We start from the raw sequence: 18049 nt of genomic DNA, 5'->3' as shown, positions 1-18049 counted from the left end.
TAAAAATAGCACACAGCACACTCATAGCGTCGACATTCAAAAGCCAATAGCAATGCTCTCGAAAAACAACTCAATACACTTCGAAGTAGCAAACGATAAAAGCAACAGTCAAAAAAAATAACCCCCTCGGCCGCCCTGGACCACTCTCAACTCTCAACTCCCCTAACCAGCCAAAAGCCAAAAATAAATGCCAAAAACTTCCAAGCAAAAATCGTAAAGAACGCGCCACACATACCCCAGAGAACAGACAAAACCCCATCAACTTGTGCCATACGCAGCATAAAATAAGCGACAACAAAGACAAAAAAACCGGCAAGCTGACTCAAAACTATAACCTTGTCTTTATGGAGCGCATACAAACCCACATGCGGTATCATACTAAAGGAGTACAAAGCCACCGACACAATCAACCACTTCAATACATAAAAATTAGCTATATAGACACCCTTCCCCAACCATGCAACCATAAATAACCCTGCGACATAACAAGCGAAGGATAACAACACAGTAAAAACAATGACATTCAAAGCCAAACCATACATCACGGAACAAAATCGATGCCACTCTTCTTTTTTCGCAAAAATAATAAGCTTAGGATAATAAAAGACGATCACCGCAGCATCTACAAAGGAAAGCACCGCCGTAGCCATACCAATATATAGAACATACGCCCCCAAAACATCTAGACCAGCAGCATCCTCAACCCAATATCGATCAATTGTAAAAATCCCTCGAATACAAAGACTTGCAATAAGTAAAGGCCAAACAATTTTTAGCCCCCTATTAATCCACAACCAGTTCACCGGCCTGAAAAATGAATTAAAGCTATACACCCTAAGCCCCCAGAACGCTATAAAAAGCGCGCACAAACATCCGACAAACCAGAACACTAAAACCGAATACAGATTACGCAAATCGGGCGAAAAAAACATGGCCAACATCAGTAACAAACACCATGCACCGCTGCGTACAAAAAGAACCACACTCGCTAGCATTTGCTGAGAAACAGCCACTAGAACTCTATTTAACTCTTGAGCCAGATGTTCGACAACCAACAGGCATCCGAACCAATAGGCATACTCCAGAGGAATAAAGCCACTAAAAAAAAACACAACTGTTAACGGCACGACAAGCGCATATACAATTAGATATAATACAAGCTGATCTTTCAAATACCCAAACAACAGATCAGACTCAGAACCAATAATCTCTCGACTAGAATAATTGTAAAATTCAAGACCAACTAAATATATAGCATAGCCTATCGTAGCAGAGATCAAACCGTAAACACCCACAACCCGGGCATCCAAGTATTTAGCAAGAAAAAAAACAAGAGCGAACTTACTTACCAACGTAGCAGCCCTTAACATTAAATTTATTAAGCGCCTTATATTTTCACGCTTCAAAATAGTCAGCATTTAGTTAGCAACCGAATCAGGCAACCCTTTGAAATTCATGCTTTCCACAAGCACAAAATAATACAAAAAAACAACAACAACACCATTCAACAGTGCCTACACCACGCCCTTTTTCGTTGCATCCATCCAATATATCAAAGTTCTCATCTGGCACGTACCACCCACAGTCGCTTTCTAAGACACTGTCGACGAGAACTAAAGGTATCCGAGCGCACGCAGGATAAGGAGAGCAGATCTAACGCACCTGCCAACGCGATTACAATGAACCTCGGAAGCAGCGCCAGAGTACCGCTGCGGGACAGTAGGAAAACCGCACCACCAATCCCCCCACGCAGCAAAGGACTGCTGATTCCTGGCGCAGGCTTGGGCGATGCCAAAAATCTATTGGAAAGCCACCCTCAGCCACCGCTGCAGCGCAATGGAGAGCGTTAGATATCCTGCGCACTGCCCGGACAATATAGATGCAGTACAACAGCAGCAATCACTGGATTGCGGCTCCAACTCTATTCAATATCGCATGATAATTGTCGCAGCTAGACGCCTAAGACATTGATAGAACAACATCAGCGGCTGCGGAGCTCATCAACAGCATTCACCGCCGCGTCCCAATCGTCCGCCGTATCAATATCCAATGACTCGACCCCATCAGGGATTACCAACGGAACCGTACCGGGGCACAGGAATCGTTGTTGTTCACGCAATACCTGCGGTGCGATCAGGTAAATGGAGCCGTTGAGGGTAAAGGCAGGCTCCAGATCCTGTGACCGTTGGACAAGTGGCTCCCACCCCATAAAGGGTTCCATTGCGCCATTTTCAAACCTGAAACACCAGGCAGGATGGATGCTGGCAGCACACACGCTGACAACAGGGCGAGAGCGGTCCTGATGAAACAATGCGACCGCCTGCCTGATCGACTCCGCCGTTCGAAACGGAGAAGTGGGCTGAAGCAGCATGACACCATCCACTGCACCATGTTGAGTTTCAAAGTCATTCAACACATGCAGCACAACGTCCACGCTGCTCGCTGTATCCGTGGCCAAATGGGCCGGGCGCAAACCCGGCACCACACCGCCATAACGCTGAGCAACCTCGGCAATAGTTGGATCATCCGTGGAAACGAGCGTTTCCAGAATAACCTGGCTGTCCAACGCAGCCTGGAGCGTCCAGGCGATCAGCGGTCGCCCGCCAAGAATTTTTACATTCTTGCCAGGCAAGCGCTTGGAGCCTCCCCTCGCGGGGACTATTGCCAGGATCCTCATACCAGATTCACAAAGTTATGCAGCATGGACAGGCCCACCTTACCGCTCTTCTCCGGATGGAACTGAGCCCCCCATACGTTATCTTTCCCGATAACCGCCGCAACAGAAGTATCGCCATACCGACAATCAGCAATACGGTGCTCACGGGACACCGGAACAGCCATGTACGAGTGCACGAAGTAAACGGCATTGTTGCTCAAGTCGATTGAGGACAACAACGTGCCATCCCACGAGCTCCGCCCTTCGGGATAGACAAGATCGGACCAACCAATATGCGGCACTTTGAAACGCTTGCCGGACTCATCACGCGTCGGGATCGGCTCGACAGTACCCGGGATCAAACTCAAGCCGCTGGCAAATCCAAACTCGTTACTGCTGTCGAGCAGCATCTGCATACCAAGACAGATTCCGAACAGCGGCGCACCCGAGCGGGCATACTCCTTGATAGCCTGATCCATACCGTTGCGACTCAGAGCCGCCATGGCATCCGGAAATGCCCCGACCCCTGGCAACAGGACTTTGGAAGCCTGTTTCAGCTTCTCTGGATCATCCACCAGAACGACAGTGGCACCGCAATGCTCCAGCGCTCTCTGGACACTGAACAGGTTGCCTACGCCGTAATCAACAACAGCCACAACATTACTCATAAGTACGCACTCGAATCCCGGCAGCCAAAGCGCCTGCCCGGATGTCATTCAAAGAGGCCCGCTTGTAGTGCAGAATATCAGCCATTGCAACGGCGTCTGCGCCACGCCCCACCACGTCGACGAGGTCCTGCGTCTTGCCCATGCCACCGCTGGCTATAATCGGGATTTCAACAGCCTCGGCGACCGCCTCAACCAACTCCAAATCAAAGCCCTTTCGCGTTCCTTCGCGATCGACCGAAGTCAGCAGTATTTCGCCTGCTCCGAGAGCAGCAGCTTTACGGACCCATTCCACGACATCCAGCTGCGTACTTTCGCGACCGTTATCGGTGAACACTTCCCAACGCTGATTCCCGACTCGCTTTGCTTCCACCGAGAGCACCATGCACTGACTACCAAAGCGGCGCGCAATTTCAGTAATCAACTGTGGGTTGCCAACGGCAGCGGTATTCACTGCAACCTTGTCGGCACCGCAGCGCAGCAGATGAGCAACATCCTCAATCGAACGAACGCCCCCGCCGACAGTCATGGGAATGAAGACGTTCTCAGCCGTCTTCTTGATCAACTCGCCGAGACTGTTGCGACCGTACAGGCTCGCCACGCAGTCCATATATATCAACTCATCAATACCCTGATCGTAGTAAAACTGGGCATGCTCGGCGGGGGAGCCAATGATGCGCAGCCCCTCTAGATGAATACCCTTGATCAGGTTGGCCCCCTTTACATCCAGGCGGGCAATCAGTCGCGTATTACTCATTCAGCTTGGTCCCACGGGGTATAACGCAGCTTCCACTCACCGTCGACAACATGCCACAAGTGCGGAGAGCGGAATTTGTCACAAGTGGCCAGAAACTCTTCACGCGTCATGCTGATGTAATCGAGGAACTCTTTTTCGTAGCGCGATGGGTATTCGCCTTCATAACGCTGCATGAGCGCAATCGCTTCCTGCTTGTCGATATGATGGTTACGAATCTCCTGAGCGGAATCCATCATCGTCCGACCGACACCGAACTTGATCCAGCGAGTGAAATAGAAGAAACCGTCGACTTTGTCATCAAGGCTGTTGTACTTCGAGTACGTACCTTCGGTGCGAACAGGGTTGGCTTCAAAGCCCGTGTGCTCAACTGCGTAATAGTAGGCTTCTTGCGGTACCCACTTCTTGTAGTAGCCAAGGTATTTGAAATCGATGCCTTTCTTCTCAAGCACATCCGGCGCCATCGGCAGGTAGCTCGTGAGATCGACCAGCGGAATGCCTTCTTCCAGGTATTCACCAATCTGTTTGCCACCCAGATAAACATCACGCACGTCCTTGTCGCCCAAATAGTCCAGAGAGAAGCCCTCGCTCTCGACTTCCTGATCCTTGGCGGCATAGCTCGACGTCTTGTGCGAAATTTTCTCGCCGTACTCGCCTGGCATTTCCCCGTAGAAAATCAAGGGAATATTGAGCTGCGCAGCCATCTTCGCGACGAAGGTCTTCTGCCCCAGGATGAAGGGCTGGAAGGGATGCAGCAGATTGATGGTGGCGTTACGGGTGAGCAGCCGATGAATCTTGCCGTTCGGCGTGTACAGGAAGTTGTCGAACCCCCCCACGTGCAGCCAATTCTGAAAGTTCTTCCAGCCAATATCCGTGTACAGGTGTGGAGACCAAGTAACGGTAAGAGGATTCATACCATACTTGTATTTGAGCAGGTGAGACTGCATGGCACTGTCCTTACCACCACTGCCGCCAACGATGCAGTCGTAGGTACCATCGGACTTGCGATAGCGGTCGCACAGCTCGACCAGCTCGCGCTCGCGCTCATCCCAGTCGATCTCGCCATCTTCCTTGAGCTTATTGAAATTGCAAGCATGGCAGACGCCATGCTCATCGAAGCTCAATGTCGATTTTTTCGAGCTATTGCTGTGGGCATACTCGTTGCTCGACATTGGCTGCTGGTTCGACATGTTGCAGACTTTGCAAAACTTAACATCACGAGGTAACCCATAAAACACTTCGAGTTCACTGTGAGGCTTGGCAAACTTCGAAAGATCTACAGATGAGCTAGGGGAAATTTTCAAAATCGGTCTCCAAATTCAAAATCAACAATCAAACAGGGTACTTATTACGAGCCAGCTGTAGATCGTCCGGGCGCCCCACATCCAGCCAAGGCTCGTGCATGGGATAGGCTATAGTGCCTTCACCTTTCTGCTGCACACGTTCGAACAGGGTCGGCATGTCGCATTGCGCGCCGACAGCTAGTTCATCGAGTACCATCGGATCCAGAACATAGATACCAGCGTTTACATGAGTCCTATAAACGGGCTTCTCATCGAAGCCGGTAATCCTGATTCCATCCGTGCGGATTACCCCGAACGGGTTCTGCCATTCGTGGAGCCTTACTGCCATTGTTGCCAACGCTCCATGTCGTAAGTGGAAATCAAGCATTTCTCCGTAACGAATGTCGCTGAGGACATCGCCATTGGTTACTAGAAACGGCAAGGTAGGTCGAGGCGACAACAGACTGATTGCGCCTGCTGTACCCAACGGGGAGTCCTCGTGAAGATAACTTATATTGACCCCCCATCTCTGACCGTCACCAAAATACTCTTCGATCATGTGCCCCAGGTAATGCACAGACAGTACGAAGTTTACGAAACCATCAGCCTTTGCACGCTCGATAATCAGTTCGAGTATCGGCTTGCCCCCCACAGAAAGCATGGGTTTTGGGCAGTCCTCTGTCAGCGGAAGCAAACGCTTGCCAAGGCCTCCCGCCATGATCACCATCGTGTTTGTACGCTCGCTCGTATCCAGAACCTCATCCCACAAGTGCAAACCAGTGACACAACGGCTCGTGTCAACGACCGGGATCTGGTGAATTTTGTTGGCGTGCATTAGATGCAGCACCATGTCGCGTCCCATTTCCGGCGGCACGACCAAAGGATTCACTGACATGATCTGGTCTACCGGACTGTTCAGACTCAGCCCGCGCAGCAGACCACGCCGAACGTCGCCGTCGGTCACACTTCCTTGCAACAAGCCTTCAGCATTGACCACCAGCACGATCTGTAGTCCGGACTCGTCCAGGTTACTGATAGCCTGCTGAATGGTTGCAGCAGGGGAAAGCAACACTTTTCGCCAAATTTTCTGATCAAGTGGTTTCATGATTTTTTCGGCTGAATTGGGTACTTGGATTCATGGATTCGCACGGGTGAACTCACCACCACGCGCCTCGCTTGCAGGTCTCTTATGACCGTCACCCCGGCTCCCACTATGGCTCCCTGTCCCACCGACAGGCCCTGGATGATTGTGGAACCCGCACCAATGAAGACATCGGATGCTACGCGCACAGCACCACAGAGGACAGCACCAGGTGCAACGTGAACATGACGGTCGATTATACAATCGTGATCAATTCTGGATCCGGTATTTATGATCGTATCCTCACCAATGGTGACGTCTGGCTGAATGACCGCCCCCGCCATCACTTGTACGCCTTCACCCAGTTCGACACTCGGATCGACCCAGGCCGTCGGATGCACCAACGAAGGAAACTGATATCCCCGTGCCTTCAACTCCAAAAACATATCTTTGCGCCGGGAAGACCCAACGACCTGCCCGAGACCGTTGACCAATGCGACGCTCCCTGCGTCAAGGCGCTGAAGAACCTCATCACCGCCTAATACCTCAAGGCCACGCCAGGATGTGATCGACGTCGACACCAGGCCGGGGTCACACACCCCCTTCACGTCAGCACCGAGCGCCCTGAGTAACGCGACCACAACTTTCGCGTGCCCTCCAGCACCAAGAACGATCAAGGGAGGGGAGCTGAAACCATAGCCCGACAAAGTCACTCAATCGCCTCGCCAGACCGATAGTTTCTGCCCGCAACGGCGCCAACGCGCTCCCACAAGGCGACGGCCGGAAGCCCGCCACCACAACGAGCAGTCGTCAAATGCTCTCGCGAGAAGCGGCTGCCGGCCGCAATATCGCAAGCCGCCACGACCTGCTGTCGGGCAGCGGTGCGGGTGTCCCACTCGCTCGGCTGTGGCGCTTTGGCAGCACCGCCCAACGCGCCTTGCAACCCACGGATCTTTACGACCATTTCGGCCAGCTCGGCTGGCTCCAGAGAGGCCTTGTGATCAGGACCTGCCATGCTGCGGTCCAAGGTGAAGTGTTTTTCAATGACACAAGCCCCGCGAGCAACTGCCGCCAGCGGGATGAGCAGCCCTTCCGTATGGTCCGAATAGCCGACCTCCAGTCCGAACGCCTGCCGCAAGGTGTCCATTGCACGCAGGTTCACCTCCGTGAACGGCGTAGGATACTGGGAGGTGCAATGCAGCAGCGTTACATGTCCGTGCAAATGGTTACGTGCCTGCTCATCGCTCCAGCAGCGCCACACCTCGTCCATGCTCGCAGGCTCACGATCATTGGTCAGCGCATGAGAAATGATGGCAAGCCCCTGCTCCACCTCACTCAACGTTGCCATCCCAGTGGATACGATCAGCGGCTTGCCCGTGCGGGCAAACTGCCACAACAATGGACCATTGGTTAGCTCACCGGAAGGGACCTTGAAGAATGGAATACCCAATGAGCAGAGGAACTCCAGGCTATCGCCGTCGAACGCGGTACTGATGAACTCTATGCCGTTCGCCCTGGCATGGGCCTGCAGCTCCGCATGCCAATCTCGCGGCAACTCGAGCTTCTGAAGCATTGCCAACTGACTTTCAGCGGCATCCGTGGTTTGCTGCTGATAACGCGCCTTGGGTGCAGTCGTTGACGCCAGCTTGCGCGCATCGAAGGTCTGAAATTTTACCGCGTCTGCGCCAGCCGCCGCCGCCAGCTCCACCAGCTTGAATGCCAGATCACGCTGACCGTTATGGTTCACCCCCGCCTCGGCGATGATGTACACGGAATCCTTGTTTTCTGGTTTCATAGATCAACTCAGATCGTGAAATGATTTGTGCCCCGAGAGGTCACAGTTTTCGAGTATACCCACGATGCTCCTCGCGGCATCGCCCCGCCCATAAGGGTTCACGGTTTTCCGGCTGGCTTGAGTGAAAGACTCCTCCAGAACCTTGCTCAACGCCCCCACGATCGACTGCTTATCCGCCTCGCAGTGAACTATCGAGTCCGCACATAGGCGACCAGCCTGACGACTACCTATGTTCACGGTTGGAACACCAAACGAAGGCACCTCAATCACACCACTGGAAGAGTTACCCACAACTGCCGCAGCCCGCCCCGCCACGCTGAGATAACGACGGAACCCCAAAGATGGTACGACCAGAACCCTTTCTTTATGCAGCACCGCGAATTTCTCGATCATCGGAATGATCGCGCGACCTCCGTTGTCAGCGTTCGGATACGTAATTACCACTTGATAAGCCGGAAACATTTCCAGCGCCTGAAGCAGCGCCTCAAAACTATTCACTGGATCTTCGTTAAGGACTGTCACTGGATGATAAGTGACCAGCAGAAACGGTTTGCTCAGGTCGAAGTCCAAGCTTTCACGTAATGCCTCAAGCGACATGGGAGGCGTTCGTGCGAGATGATCCAGACCCACGGCCCCCACGTTGAACACACGCTCCGGCGACTCACCCATCTGAATCACACGATCGCGGTAGGGCTCCGCCGCCACAAAGTGCAAATACGCCATTTTGGTGATCGCGTGACGAATAGCATCGTCATAAGCGCCCTCGGTCAATTCCCCGCCGTGCAGGTGAACAATCGGGATCCGCATGATCAGTGCCGCCTGGGCAATGCTCAGCGCCTCGAACCGATCACCTAGCACGACCAACAGGTCTGGGCGCAGCCGATCCAGCGCATCGGCAAAACCCAACGTACCGATGCCTATCGACTTGACAGTACCGACATCGGTATTCGAGGAGAGCAACATCTCGACTTTTGCGTCGATCTGGAAGCCGTCCTGAACGATTTGCTGCCAGGTTTCTCCAAACTCCGGAGATAGATGCATGCAACTGGCAATGACTTGGAGCTCCAGATGCGCGCTGCCCTCAATCTCCTTCATCAACCAATAGAGCAAGCCATACTCTGCTCGAGTGCCCGTGAAAACGGCAACACGACGCGTCATGAAGCCTGTCTCGAAGGCACACTGCTCGGCAGGTTGACAACTCGCGCCTCCAGCCACTCGGCGTTGCTCAAATCACCCTTGAGACATTCCTTAAAGGCAGGAAGACGGTTCATCAGAGCCCAAATAGGGCGCGTCATGACACCCGCTCCATTTGTCGCCTCAAGCAAGGCATCACGATGTCCGCGATCCTGGCAAATAACCGCGTTAAGCCAATAGTTGGAGCGACATTCATGCGGCTCAACTACAAATTGCAGGTCGCTGGCCAGCAGCTCCTGCTGGTAATTCAGCGCAAGTTCGCGCTTGGCAGCCAGAAATCCATCGAGCTGCTCAAGCTGCGCACATCCCAGTGCCGCATTCAGGTTAGGTAAACGGTAATTGAACCCGACTTCGTCATGAACGAATTCAAAGGGATGTGGCTGCTTGGCGGTCGTGGTCAAATGTTTCGCCCGCGCACCCAACTCTGCATTGGTCAGCAGCATGCCGCCGCCGCCGGTAGTGATCACTTTATTGCCATTGAAACTCAGCGTTCCAATGAGGCCGAAGGTACCCGTATGACGACCTTTGTAGGTGCTACCCAATGACTCGGCGGCATCTTCGACGAGCGCCAGCCCCCATTGCGAGCACACAGACATCAACTCGTCCAGCGCGACTGGATGGCCGAATGTATGCATCGGCAGACAGGCACGTACTACCCGACCATCACTGCGTAGACGACAGACACCATCAGCATCGATAACAGCCTCCTGCTCAAGCCAAGCCTCCAGCGCAACAGGTGACAAACCGAGCGTTTCGCGATCCACATCGACGAAGACCGGCTGAGCGCCACAATAGGTGATAGCGTTACAGGTAGCCACAAACGTCAATGATTGCGTGATCACCAACTCACCTGGCTTGACGCCGGCAAGCAGCAGTGCCACGTGGAGTGCCGCCGTACCATTGACAGTAGCGACCGCGCGCGCACTGCCTGTATAGGCCTGCATGTCATGCTCAAATCGGTCGACGAACGCTCCCACACTCGAAACAAAAGTCGAGACGATGGTATCGGCCAGATACTTTTGCTCGTTTCCTGCAAATACCGGAGCATGCAGCGGGATGAAATCCTGCGTGCCGTATTGCTCGCGCACAAACCTGACAAGGGAATCAAACATACCGAGCCTCAAACGTTGTAGATATTGGCTTTATACTTTGCAAGGTTCTGTGGCTGAGTGAACCATTCAACAGTCTTTTCCAAGCCATCGCGGATTGAGTACTCAGGTTTGAAGCCGGTAAGTCCGTTGATTTTGGAATTATCACACCACAAACGGAAAACTTCGGACTTTCCTGGACGCATCCGCTGCTCGTCGGTAAGGAACTCGACATCACTGCCCATCAGCTCGCGGATCAGGTTGAGGGTATCACCTACCGAAATCTCGAAATTCGAGCCAATGTTGACTGTCTCACCAACAGCCTGCTCACAACGCGCCAGCTCCAGGAAGCCACGGCAAGTATCAGTAACATAGTTGAAGTCTCGCGTCGGCGTCACATCGCCCAATTTGATCTGCTTCTGACCCGAAGCAATCTGACTGATGATCGTCGGAATAACCGCACGGGCCGACTGACGCGGGCCATAAGTATTGAATGGGCGCGCAATAGTCAACGGCAAATCGAACGCATTGAAGAAGCTCATGGCCATCGCATCTGCACCAATTTTCGATGCACTGTAAGGGGATTGCGCTTGCAGCGGGTGGAGCTCGTCGATCGGCACGTACTGCGCGGTACCGTAAACCTCACTGGTCGACGTATGAATAACACGCTTTACGCCGTTTTCCAGAGCGGCCTGGCAAATATTCAACGTCCCTTTGACATTCGTATCAACGTAACTATCAGGTGCGACATATGAATAAGGAATCGCAATCAGAGCCGCAAGATGAAAGACAATATCCACATCCTTGGTAATATGCTTGCAATAATGCGGATCACGAACATCCCCATTAAGCACTTCAATCTGAGACAGACAGTCTACATCTTCCAGCCAACCCCAGTAGTTGAACGAATTATACTGGGAAAGCGCTTTGACCTTGTAGCCCTCACGCACCAGCATTTCAGTCAAATGCGAACCAATAAATCCATCGGCGCCGGTTACCAAAACTGTAGTCATCGCTCAACCCTTAACGTTCCCTAGACCACAACAGCCAAAGGGCCACCAAAAAATAAATAGGACTATTCTTACACCAAATCCATGCCATTCACTGCAAAAGCACTGTTACTGCACCTCGAAAATTTCAAGGCATCATCGAGGCTATCGGAAAATCTTAGAGTACGCCAAACAGACCCGCAAACTGAGAGTTCGTAGACACCCCTACAACATCGACAGACTGACACAACACAGCGACCTGGCCTTGACGCATACCAAAACGATCCACTCGACCAAGCTTTCACGCCCAGCCCGCCTTATCGCAATCTGGATCCCAGAGCATCCCACCCTATCCAGACCATCATGCCAAAAAATGCCAGGCATCGAGCACGACGACCAAGATAGCGAAGCACCTGCCTCCGGCCGAGCATGACCAGCTCCACTCTTGACGACCCGCACCTTAAAGGCGTACCGCCCCGGCACTATACATTAGGACCTTACGCACACCCACACAAGCCAAAGAGTTTGCCTGAAAAGCCCGCAATTGCAATGCGCCAAATGCCATACCCTGCTTAACTAAACATTTTGCAACACAGGCTCCTCCCTATTCAAAGCAGACGGATTATAACCGAGCTTCAGACCAACTATCTCGCATGCCATCAACCCGAATCCACAGCAAGGACAAGCCCACCTTGAACCCGCCTCGCACGGGCAACTAAACACTCCATTTGACCAGTCACCGTAATAGATCTAGATCAACCTGTTGAGATCAGAGACAATAGACGCTTTTACCGCCACCCATACGAGATCACCGCAGACGCAAAAAATTAATATCACTTCGCCATACTCACCACCAAAAAAACAATATCAATTAGCCATACTGTACCGCTAGGCTTGATACAACAGGACATTTCTGTCCTCGGCAACCAGATCAGATTAGGAAATCATTAAGTGATGGATTGGAGAGACACAGTAGTTGCCGCAGAGACCTCCCTACGTGATGCCATCGTTCGCATTGACAACTGCGCGACGCAATTGGCCTTGGTGCTGGACGCACAGCAGAAACTGGTCGGCACCCTGAGCGATGGGGATGTGCGCCGGGCCGTTCTTCGAGATGTGAGCCTGGACACTCCTGTTGCGCAAGTCATGAATAGATGCCCCATAACCGCACGCGCCTCGTCCTCGCAATGCGAACAGTTGGCACTGATGCGCCGCAATGTAATACACCATCTTCCTTTACTGGATGAGCAGCAGCACGTCGTCGGCCTTTCTACACTCGATGCACTCACCGGCATCATCGAGCGCCCCAACTGGGTAGTCCTCATGGCTGGCGGACTAGGCGAACGTCTGCGCCCACTGACCGAAAGCTGCCCAAAACCGATGCTGACGATCGCTGGCAAGCCCATCCTTGAATGCATCCTCGAAAAATTCGTCGAACAGGGTTTCCGTAATTTCTTCTTGTCAGTGAATTATCTGGCCAATGTCGTACGCGACCACTTCGGCGATGGCAGCAGATGGGGGGTTCGCATTCAATACCTGGAAGAAAACAAGCGTTTGGGGACAGCAGGTGCACTGTCACTACTGACCACGCGCCCTGAGCATCCAATTCTCGTAATGAACGGCGACTTGCTTACACAAGCGCGCTTCGATGGCCTTTTACAGTTTCACTCCGAGCATGACGCCGCAGCAACCATGACGGTGCGCGAGTACGACTTCCAAGTACCTTATGGCGTCGTGAGGATGAATGGATCAAAAATCGCCTGCATTGATGAAAAGCCCGTTCATAACTTCTATGTGAACGCAGGGATTTACGCAATATCACCCAGCGCGCTTGACCGAATTCCATCGGATACGTTCTATGACATGCCAACCCTCTTCGAAGAATTGATCGCGGCCGAAGAAACGACAGCAGCCTTTCCTCTTCGAGAGTATTGGCTGGACATCGGTCGGATGGAAGAGTTCGAGCGAGCCCAGCATGAATGGCCTTCCCACACGGGAAACATCGCTTGAACTCAAGCCGCCCCCCAGACATCGAAGTCCATTGCAAAATACTCAAAAAATGAGCGACCTCATGAAAAAAATCGTCTTGTTCCTCGGAACACTCGCTGTTGCCAGCGTCACGCTAACCGGTTGCGACGAATCATCGCAGCCGCAGAACAATGTAGTGGGCAGACCTGAGCAGGTCGCTACCCCCTCTCAAGTCATTGCGAGTCAGGTGCTTGAGATGTCCCTTTCCTCACCGGAATCGGCGGCTCAAATGGCAGCAAAAGCTCCCGAGTCGGTGGCTCAAGCGGCGCTCGAGGGAGCCGAGCAAGCACTGAGCGAACTTCAAATCTCACCCGAATCAGCGATGTTGAAACTGACCTCCTACGCCCAATTGACGGCTGCAATCGCTGCCGCATCACCGAGCTCAGAAGTCCTACGCGATGCGGCTGAAAAAACCGAAAACGCAAGATTGCGGGCAGTTAGCGCGCTCGCTGACGCCAAGCAAAAGTAGGCAGTGGACGGGAGTGAATCTCCCGCCCGGATCAAGACTAACCCCTTTAAGGCTTGACGCGGCTCTGCTGCATGATCGCTATGGTAGGCTGCTGGACCAGCTCCGGAATCAGCAGGATGGGCTGACCCCCAGGCTGTTTCCTCTAATGTTTCAGAACGGAGATTCAAACAAAATGCGCGCAAGAGGTGGTGGATGAAATTCGGTTCTCCCTCCCCCGACAAAAAAATACTTTTTGTCGTCAATGAAGCTGGTGAGTTCGTAGAACTCCGCCGAGTTGCCCTGGCCGCGAAAGATGCAGGTTATGGCGTCGCGTTCCTTTTCGCCCAACAAGGATATATAAATCTCAAGCAGGATCGCGCCTCCTGCCGCCTGAATGGTTTCGATGATTATTTCCCCGGCCGCTCCTTGAGGCGCTCGCTGCAGTCGAAGCAGTATCAGGAAATCGCCGACGGGCTGGAAAACGGTTATATCCCGCATTCGCTGCGCCAGGAAAGGAAACCCAAGCGCCCATTCGCCACTGGTGCCGCACTCTTGCTCTCAGCCTTAGCAACCCCCCTGCTGGCACTGACTGAGCGCACCGCTGGTGTATTAGATGCTCGCAAGAAGAGGAAACATGCGCGGACTCTCCAGCCATTCAACTATGCACGCCTCGTCTATAAACACGTCACTCCGGCGCTCGTCATCTATGGCCAGGAGTTTCCCGGCTCGGTCAACTCGCTCCTGACCAAGTTGTGCAACAGAGACAATGTCCCGACGCTGATTATTCCGTTCGCCGTGGGTACCGCCAAGGAAATGGTTGAGAGCCTTTCCGACAAGCCGCCTTACGACGCTGAACGAAATATCATCAACAAACTCGCTGCATCGCTATTCCCGCACTGGGTCAACTACTACGCGTCGAAAAAACTGCTGCGCCTGCCCGGACAGAAAATATTCCTGCTCGAGACACTCGGTATTGCGCCAGAGCACCCTTGGATCCCCAACAATAGCCGCACCACCTGCATCGGGGTAGAAAGTCCGGAGATGCAACGCTACTACCAGCGCATGCTCTTCCCACCGAGCCAATTGAGGGTCACCGGTGCGGCTTATGACGACATTCTCTACACTGCACGCAAATCCGATACTGCGAGAAGCTTGATTTTCCGCCGTCTCAGGCTCGACCCGAACAAGCCATTGCTAGTATGCGCCTGGCCGACCGACCAATATGGTTCGCGCGATATACCGCTGGAGTTCCCCAACTACAAGGCATTGTGCATGGCCTGGGCCAAGACACTGGCTGCGGCGAGTCGCTTTAGCGACTTCAATGTCGTGATCCGCCCACATCCGGTCACCGACCCCAACCTGTTGATGGAGGTCCTACGTCCCTATCGCCTACATCATCGCGTGACAGATATCGACACACTGGACCTGGTTCCAGCCTGTGATCTGTTTGTTGCCTGCGTGTCCTCAACCTTGCGCTGGGCTGCTGCCTGCGCAATTCCGGCGATCAACTATGACTGTTATGACTACGGCTACACGGACTTCAACGGTGCCGAAGGTCTATTCACAACCAATCGGTACAGTACTTTTGTGTCGCTGGTTGAACGCTTGACTGAAAACAAGACAGTTTATGAAGAAGCTCGCACCAAACAGATGGCCTGTGCCAAGGAATGGGGCATGCAGGATGGACGCTCCATGGAACGCATCATCAACCTGATCGATGAACTGGCCGGCCCCCCATCCAAATCCACCTCTCCATCAGAATTTCATGCCAATGAGTAACGACGGAAAAAACCGCCCTGCCCTCAAGGAAACGGTGGTCAATAACAATAGCCAGTTCAATCTTCTGGCCTTGCTCAAAAACCTCTGGGACTTTCGCTTACTGCTCTGGGTATTTTGCAAACGTGACCTGAAAGGCCGTTATACACAAACCATATTCGGGCTGGGCTGGGTTATCCTCACACCACTCATTACCGTTGGGGTATTCGTCATTGTGTTCGGCGTGATGGTAAAGGTACCCACAGACGGGCTACCGACCATCATGTTTTATTTGGTAGCGGTAATCCCCTGGTACGCGTTCATGAACGTGCTCAACCCTTCGGTCCAGATGATCGAGGGTAACGCGGGCCTGATAAGCAAAGTTTACTTTCCAAGACTCCTCATAGGTGGGTCGTATGCGGTGGGGGCTGCCGTGGACTTCCTGATTGCTTACACATTGCTCATTACCCCTTTTGCGATCGGATATGGCGTATGGACGCCGCAACTTCTGCTGGTGATGCCATTACTTCTGGCCTGCACGCTGATGACCGGTCTTGGTGTTGGCTTGATGCTCGCCCCCCTGAACGCCAAGTACCGGGACGTCAAGCACCTTGTCCCGCTCGCGCTGCAACTGTTCTACTACTCGACACCGGCAATCTATCCAGTTTCTGCAGTCCCGTCGTGGGCCAAGCCGTGGTACGCCGTCAACCCGCTATCGCTGGTCATTACCGGGTACCGTGACGCCATGCAAGGCCATTGGCCCGCGCAGAGCACGCTATTGACGCTGATAGCCATCGCCATCGTGTGCTTCTCCGCTGGGGTACTGGTTTTTCAGCATTTCGACAAGAATGTGGTGGATACACTATGAGCTGGGCCATTCGTTGCGAGGAAATTTCAAAGTTATACCGAATCGGCAAGTCCAATGTGACCGCTGCGGAAATGATCAATCAGCGACTTAAATGGATGCTTGGCCGCGTCGTCAGACCGTTGAGCAAACCGTCGGGCGGTGACTCGCTAGCAAGCGCCCCCCCCGCTCATACAATTTTGAACGAGCTTCAAACCCAACACGCGCCAGCCAATCACTTCTGGTCGCTAAAAGACGTTAGCCTGGAAATCAATCAAGGCGATCGGGTAGGCATCATTGGCCCGAACGGCTGCGGGAAAAGTACTCTACTCAAGATTCTTTCACGCATTACAGCGCCTTCGTCCGGGCTATTTCGCTTTCGCGGCCGACTAATAAGCCTCCTGGAGATTGGAACCGGATTTCATGGTGATCTCTCGGGTCGAGAGAATATCTTCCTTAACGGCTCGATCATGGGCATGAAGCCGCGGGAGATTAGCCGTCGGCTTGAGGAAATCATCGACTTTTCTGAACTGGGCGAGCTTATCGATACGCCAGTCAAGCGCTACTCCTCCGGCATGTATGTACGCCTGGCCTTTGCAGTCGCTGCGCACCTTGAGTCAGAGATTCTGATCGTGGACGAAGTCCTGGCTGTGGGCGATGCGGCGTTTCAACGGAAATGCACCGAAAAAATGCTTCAAGTCGCAGACCAAGGACGCACACTGCTTTTCGTCAGCCACGATATGGATGCAGTGAATCGTATTTGTAATCGCGCAGTGCATATGGCACATGGCCGAGTCATAAATGACAGCAAGATCGAAAAAGAGCAGTCAAGCTCGGCGCCTAGCCAGTCAACTCAGACCGTCTCAGACATTACCCGATCATATATCCGTTCAGGCATACAGCTAACACCCGAGATGGTGTGGGCGGAAGCCGAAGCCCCGGTTTTCGATGACTGTATAAGGTTGGACGCTGCGAGAATCGTTGATCTGGACGGACAAGTGACATCCCAATTCGACGTAAAGCAAAGCTTCATCGTTGAAGTCAAGTTCACCGTACTGAAGGAAAAATGGCCGGTGAACGTCCATATCCACCTTAAGGACTTGGCAGGCCACTATATTCTGGTAGGCATGGATAACCACCATGCACACTCAGGTCTCCGACCCGCGGGACAGTACGTCGAACGCTGCACTATCCAATCACCGCTACTCAACGTTGGAGACTATCGCTTCGACATTGAATTGTGGCCTGGCTCGGAAGTCGATCATCGCATCATTCAAATGGCGGCATTGAGTTTTACCGTAGTCGATGACAGCGCTGCCGAAGGCGTTCGCGGAAATTGGCCAAATGCTTGGCCCAGTTGCCTGCTTCGCCCACATCTTCCGTGGGATATTCAATCACCGGTAAATCGCAGATTGCTTTGAACAGACAAATGCAAAGCGCCTCGTCATGTCATATTTCACCTGGATGCG

Annotated in this window: 16 protein-coding genes; 5 read left to right on the top strand and 11 right to left on the bottom strand. The window is 52.9% G+C overall.

Features of this window, described 5'->3' with window-relative positions; genetic code table 11:
* Positions 1–146 precede the first annotated feature (146 nt).
* The 11 genes from ACWNZ1_RS01600 to ACWNZ1_RS01550 all read right to left on the bottom strand — a co-directional run bounded on the left by ACWNZ1_RS01600 (position 147) and on the right by ACWNZ1_RS01550 (position 11529).
* Positions 147–1418, bottom strand: coding sequence for a lipopolysaccharide biosynthesis protein (locus tag ACWNZ1_RS01600; protein WP_456027307.1), 1272 nt, complete (start codon positions 1416–1418; stop codon positions 147–149).
* Positions 1419–1981: 563 nt separating this feature from the next.
* Positions 1982–2677 carry an acylneuraminate cytidylyltransferase family protein gene (locus tag ACWNZ1_RS01595; RefSeq protein ID WP_135844377.1) on the bottom strand — a complete coding sequence of 232 codons (696 nt, stop codon included), beginning with the start codon at positions 2675–2677 and terminating at the stop codon, positions 1982–1984.
* On the bottom strand, positions 2674–3324 hold the full coding sequence (gene hisH, locus ACWNZ1_RS01590; protein WP_135844376.1) for an imidazole glycerol phosphate synthase subunit HisH: 651 nt from the start codon (positions 3322–3324) through the stop codon (positions 2674–2676). Before hisH ends, ACWNZ1_RS01595 begins: the two co-directional genes overlap by 4 nt.
* A complete protein-coding gene (hisF, locus tag ACWNZ1_RS01585) occupies positions 3317–4078 on the bottom strand; it encodes an imidazole glycerol phosphate synthase subunit HisF (protein WP_135844375.1) in 762 nt (253 codons plus the stop codon). Before hisF ends, hisH begins: the two co-directional genes overlap by 8 nt.
* Positions 4075–5379 carry an N-acetyl sugar amidotransferase gene (locus tag ACWNZ1_RS01580; RefSeq protein ID WP_456027306.1) on the bottom strand — a complete coding sequence of 435 codons (1305 nt, stop codon included), beginning with the start codon at positions 5377–5379 and terminating at the stop codon, positions 4075–4077. Before ACWNZ1_RS01580 ends, hisF begins: the two co-directional genes overlap by 4 nt.
* A gap of 28 nt (positions 5380–5407) precedes the next feature.
* Complete coding sequence (locus tag ACWNZ1_RS01575) at positions 5408–6463, bottom strand: nucleotidyltransferase family protein (protein WP_456027305.1); 1056 nt, start codon at positions 6461–6463, stop codon at positions 5408–5410.
* Positions 6460–7152 (bottom strand): acetyltransferase, encoded by a 693-nt coding sequence (locus ACWNZ1_RS01570; protein ID WP_280944782.1) that lies wholly within the window; start codon positions 7150–7152, stop codon positions 6460–6462. The genes ACWNZ1_RS01575 and ACWNZ1_RS01570 overlap by 4 nt, the downstream gene beginning before the upstream one ends.
* A complete protein-coding gene (neuB, locus tag ACWNZ1_RS01565) occupies positions 7149–8234 on the bottom strand; it encodes an N-acetylneuraminate synthase (protein ID WP_135844371.1) in 1086 nt (361 codons plus the stop codon). Before neuB ends, ACWNZ1_RS01570 begins: the two co-directional genes overlap by 4 nt.
* A 3-nt stretch (positions 8235–8237) precedes the next feature.
* A complete protein-coding gene (gene neuC / locus ACWNZ1_RS01560) occupies positions 8238–9392 on the bottom strand; it encodes a UDP-N-acetylglucosamine 2-epimerase (RefSeq protein ID WP_456027304.1) in 1155 nt (384 codons plus the stop codon).
* Positions 9389–10540 (bottom strand): LegC family aminotransferase, encoded by a 1152-nt coding sequence (locus ACWNZ1_RS01555; protein ID WP_135844369.1) that lies wholly within the window; start codon positions 10538–10540, stop codon positions 9389–9391. The genes neuC and ACWNZ1_RS01555 overlap by 4 nt, the downstream gene beginning before the upstream one ends.
* A gap of 8 nt (positions 10541–10548) precedes the next feature.
* Complete coding sequence (locus ACWNZ1_RS01550; RefSeq protein WP_135844368.1) at positions 10549–11529, bottom strand: NAD-dependent 4,6-dehydratase LegB; 981 nt, start codon at positions 11527–11529, stop codon at positions 10549–10551.
* A 930-nt stretch (positions 11530–12459) separates the two neighbouring features.
* Here ACWNZ1_RS01550 and ACWNZ1_RS01545 point away from each other — a divergent pair.
* From ACWNZ1_RS01545 to ACWNZ1_RS01525, 5 genes are all read left to right on the top strand, one after another.
* Positions 12460–13515, top strand: a complete 1056-nt coding sequence (locus ACWNZ1_RS01545; RefSeq protein WP_202879086.1) for a nucleotidyltransferase family protein — start codon at positions 12460–12462, stop codon at positions 13513–13515.
* A 61-nt stretch (positions 13516–13576) separates the two neighbouring features.
* Entirely contained in the window at positions 13577–14002 is a 426-nt protein-coding gene (locus ACWNZ1_RS01540) for a hypothetical protein (protein ID WP_135844366.1), read from the top strand.
* A 192-nt stretch (positions 14003–14194) separates the two neighbouring features.
* Positions 14195–15760, top strand: a complete 1566-nt coding sequence (locus ACWNZ1_RS01535; protein WP_256452382.1) for a hypothetical protein — start codon at positions 14195–14197, stop codon at positions 15758–15760.
* Positions 15753–16604, top strand: a complete 852-nt coding sequence (locus tag ACWNZ1_RS01530) for an ABC transporter permease (RefSeq protein ID WP_135844364.1) — start codon at positions 15753–15755, stop codon at positions 16602–16604. The genes ACWNZ1_RS01535 and ACWNZ1_RS01530 overlap by 8 nt, the downstream gene beginning before the upstream one ends.
* The gene (locus ACWNZ1_RS01525; protein ID WP_135844363.1) at positions 16601–18001 is read left to right on the top strand and encodes an ABC transporter ATP-binding protein; all 1401 of its coding nucleotides are present in this window, start codon (positions 16601–16603) and stop codon (positions 17999–18001) included. The genes ACWNZ1_RS01530 and ACWNZ1_RS01525 overlap by 4 nt, the downstream gene beginning before the upstream one ends.
* The last annotated feature ends 48 nt before the right edge of the window (positions 18002–18049 follow it).

The sequence above is a fragment of the Pseudomonas sp. CFBP 5748 genome (assembly GCF_053850495.1).
Note: the sequence above shows the minus strand (reverse complement) of the source record. Positions and strands in the feature narration are given on the sequence as shown.